Origin of the sequence: Caldimonas sp., from assembly GCF_046289365.1 — a bacterium.
Classification (GTDB): Bacteria; Pseudomonadota; Gammaproteobacteria; order Burkholderiales; family Burkholderiaceae_C; genus Caldimonas.
On record NZ_JBKBVU010000247.1, the window covers coordinates 1 to 3,934 of the forward strand.

The following is a 3,934-nucleotide window of genomic DNA, read 5'->3' on the forward strand; positions in this document are numbered from 1 at the left end:
CCTCTTGTCAGGTTCGTTCCTTTCCCCTCCCCCTTGTTGTGGTGTAACTTCCGTCCGTCCGCACCGCACGGGTGCGAGCCACCCACCACTGGGTCACGCGGGCGAAATAAAGGTAGGGGTCGGGGGTGACGATGGCTGCACCCCGGGCGGCCGCCGCCTCGCGGAAGGCTGGCGCGACGATCACACAGCCCGCCGCCGTCGATTGCAACTGCGACTGGTAGCGTGCATGCGCCAGGAAGCTGAGGGTGGAGGCGTCCGCCCCCTCGAGCGGTCCGATCCGGCTGATGCGCAGCTCACCCGAGCCGAGGAGTTCCCCTCCCAGCTCGGCGACGATCTGGCTCAGTCGGACATCGCTCACTTGCCACCGTTGGCGTTGAGGGCCTTGATCACCTTGTCGGTGATGTCCACGCGCGGGCTGAAGTGCACCGCATCCTGCACGATGAGGTCGTACTTCTCCGCCTCGGCGATCTGCTTGATGACCCGGTTGGCCCGCTCGACGATCGCCGCCAACTCCTCGTTGCGACGCTGGTTGAAGTCTTCCTGCAGCTCGCGGCGACGGCGCTGGAATTCGCGGTCCTGCTCGACCAGCTCGCGCTGGCGGCGTGCCCGCTCGGATTCGGACAGCGTCGGGGCGTCTTTCTCCAGGCGCTCGGAGCTGGCTTTCAGCCGGGCGCCGAGCTCGTTGAGTTCTTTGTCGCGCCTCGTGAACTCGGCCTCCAAGCGGCTGGTGGCCGCCTTGGCTGGCGCGGAATCGCGCATCACGCGGTCGCTGTTCACGTAGCCGATCTTCAGCTCCTGGGCCTGCACGACCTGGGCCGTCCCGAAGGACACGAGAACGGCCGTCAGGGCAGCCAATGCGAGTTTCTTCATCAGAATGCGGTTCCGATCTGGAATTGAATGCGCTCGATTCTATCGCCCGGCTGCTTGCGCAGCGGGATGCCATAGGCCAGCTTCAGCGGCCCCACGGGAGAGATCCAGCTCAGCCCGATGCCGCTGGATGCGCGCAGCTCGTCGAAGCGGATGCGGTCGTCCTCGCCGAAGACGTTGCCCACATCGACAAAGCCGAACAGTCGCAGCGTGCGATCGTTGCCCGAGCCCGGGAACGGCACATAGAGCTCGCCGTTGAGGTTCAGCCGCTTGGCGCCTCCCACATAGGCGCCGGTGGCGTCCACCGGACCGAGCGACCCCTGGCCGAAGCCGCGCACCGTGCCCAGGCCGCCGCTGTAGAAGTTCTTGAACACCGGGAAGGGACGCCCCTGCAGGCCCTTGCCCCAGCCCACCTCGGTGTTGAGTGCCAGCGTGAAGTCCCGGGTGAGCGACAGGTACTGCTGGAACTGGTAGTTCGTGCGCAGATAGCGCGTGTCGCCCGCGACGCTCCATTCGGCATTGACGCGCTGGTAGCGCCCCCGTGTGGGCACAAGGGCACTGTCACGGTCGTCACGCGTCCAGCCCAGGGTCAGCGGCACGCTCAGGCTCGCCGGGCCGAAGCGCTCGCGATAGCGGAAATAGCTGTTGGGCAGGGCCCCGGGCTCGCCGCGGATCTCCGTGCGCTCCACGCCGATGCCGACGAACACACGGTCGTACTCTGTCACCGGGATGCCGAAACGGATCGAGGCGCCCGGCGTCACCAGCTTGTAGTCACTGCCCTGGCTGGACAGCGGCTGGGTCGTGCGGTAGTACACATCGATGGAGCGCGACACCCCATCCATCGTGAAGTACGGGTCGACCGTGCTGACCACCAGCGTGCGGTTGTAGCGCCCCGTGTTGAACTCCACCCCCAGGTAGTTGCCCGTGCCGAAGATGTTCTCCTGCTTGATCGCGGCCGTCAGCGTGAGCTTCTCGGCACTGGAGAAGCCCGCCCCCAGCAGCAGGTTGCCCGTGGGCTTTTCCACCACGCGCAGGTTCAGGTCCACCTGGTCGAGCGAGCCCGGCACTTCCTCCGAATCGATGCTGACCTCGCTGAAAAAGCCCAGACGGTCGACACGGTCGCGCGACAGACGGATGCGCTCGCCGTCGTACCAGGCCGACTCGAACTGACGGAACTCGCGCCGGATGACTTCGTCACGAGTGCGGGCGTTGCCGCTGATGTTGATCCGCCGCACATAGACACGACGCTGGGGGGTGGCCACCAGCGCGATGGCCACGCGTCCGGTCGCGCGATCGATGTCGGTGCGCGGTTCGATGCGCGCGAAGGCATAGCCGAAGGCGCCAAAGCGCTCGGTGAAGGCGCGCACCGTTTCGGCCACCGCTTCGGCACGGTAGGGCTGGCCGGGCTGGATGCTCACCAGGGCCTTGAAGTCGTCCTCCTTGCCCAGGTAATCACCCTCCAGGCGTACACCGGTGACCACATAAGGCTGGCCTTCGCGCACGTTGATCGTGATCGTGATGTCCTGCTTGTCCGGCGAAATTGCCACCTGGGTCGACTCGATCGCGAATTCCAGGTAGCCGCGGTTCAGATAGTGCGAGCGCAGCTTCTCCAGGTCGGCGTTGAGCTTGGCCCGCGAGTAGCGGTCGGACTTGGTGTACCAGCTCATCCAGCCGCCGGTGTTCAGGTCGAACAGGCCTTTGAGCTCGCGCTCGGAGAAGGCGCGGTTGCCGGTGATGCGGATCTCGCGGATGCGCGCCTGTCCGCCTTCGGTCACGGTGAAGGTGACGTTGACGCGGTTGCGCTCCAGCGGCGTCACCGTGGTGATCACCTCGGCGCCGTAGAGGCTGCGCGACAGGTACTGGCGCTTGAGCTCCTGCTCGGCGCGGTCGATCAGCGCCTGGTCGTATGGGCGGCCGTCGGTGATGCCCACCTCGCGCAAGGCCTTGGTGAGCGTCTCGCGGTCGAATTCCTTGGTTCCCACGAACTCGACACCGGCGATGATGGGGCGCTCTTCGACCACCACCACGACCACATCGCCCTCGACCTCGATGCGCACGTCCTTGAACAGGCCGGTGGCGAACAGCGCGCGCAGCGCGGCCGCCCCCTTGTCATCGTTGTAGGTGTCACCGATGCGAAACGGCAGGGATCCGAAGACCGTACCCGGTTCGGTGCGCTGCAGGCCTTCGACGCGGATGTCGCGCAGCACGAAAGGCTCGGCAGCCCAGGCAAGCGCTCCGTGCATGACCGCCAGAGCAGCCGCCGCCAGGACGCGCAACCGGGGGGAGAAACGAGGCTTGGAGGATGTTGTGGAGTTTTTGCGCAGCATGCGGTCAGTGCAGACCCAGAAGACGGGCGACGTCGTTGTAGAGCGCGAGTGACATCAGCATGAGCATGATGGCTACGCCGCCGCGTTGCAGCCGTTCGAGCCACACCTCGGAGACCGGCCGCCCCGTCACTGCTTCGAAAAGATAATACATCAGGTGCCCTCCATCGAGGACGGGCAAGGGAAGCAGGTTGAGCACGCCCAGGCTCACGCTCACCAGCGCGAGAAATCCCAGATAGTAGGCCATGCCCAACTGCACCGACTGGCCCGCGAAGTCGGCAATGGTCAGAGGCCCGCTCAGGTTCTTCAGCGAGGCATCGCCCACCACCATCTTGCCCAGCATGCGCAGGCTCAGGACCGAGACCTCCCAGGTGCGGCCCAGGGCATAGCCCAGGCCATCCAAAAAGCCGTAACGGACGGTGACGAACTCGACCGGCTGGCCCACGAAGGCTTCGATGCGCCCGAGGACCTGATCGCCCTGGCGATGCATCGAGGGCGTCACATCCACCTCGAGCACCTGTCCGGCACGCTCGATGCGCCAGCGCATCGGCACCGGTGCACCGTCCCGCACGGCCTGCCGGATGCGCTCGCGCAGGCGTGCGGCATCCTGGATGACCTGACCATCTACGCTGAGCACGCGGTCGCCCCGGCGCAGACCCGCGCGCGAGGCCGGCCCGTCGGCCAGGATCTCGCCAAGGACGGGTTCGCTGTATGGTGCCCCGAGGCCCACCTTCGACATGAGC

At 66.2% G+C, this 3,934-nt stretch carries 4 protein-coding genes; all 4 read right to left on the reverse strand.

Annotation, left to right across the window (positions count from 1 at the left end; all coding sequences use genetic code 11):
- Positions 1–7: 7 nt before the first annotated feature.
- The gene (locus ACK42S_RS16320) at positions 8–358 is read right to left on the reverse strand and encodes an LpxD N-terminal domain-containing protein (protein WP_409709968.1); all 351 of its coding nucleotides are present in this window, start codon (positions 356–358) and stop codon (positions 8–10) included.
- A complete protein-coding gene (locus ACK42S_RS16325; RefSeq protein WP_409709971.1) occupies positions 355–870 on the reverse strand; it encodes an OmpH family outer membrane protein in 516 nt (171 codons plus the stop codon). The genes ACK42S_RS16320 and ACK42S_RS16325 overlap by 4 nt, the downstream gene beginning before the upstream one ends.
- Positions 870–3,110, reverse strand: a complete 2,241-nt coding sequence (gene bamA / locus ACK42S_RS16330) for an outer membrane protein assembly factor BamA (RefSeq protein WP_409709973.1) — start codon at positions 3,108–3,110, stop codon at positions 870–872. The genes ACK42S_RS16325 and bamA overlap by 1 nt, the downstream gene beginning before the upstream one ends.
- Before the next feature lie 88 nt (positions 3,111–3,198).
- Positions 3,199–3,934 (reverse strand): RIP metalloprotease RseP (gene rseP, locus ACK42S_RS16335; RefSeq protein ID WP_409709976.1); only part of this gene is annotated, 736 nt, incomplete at its 5' end.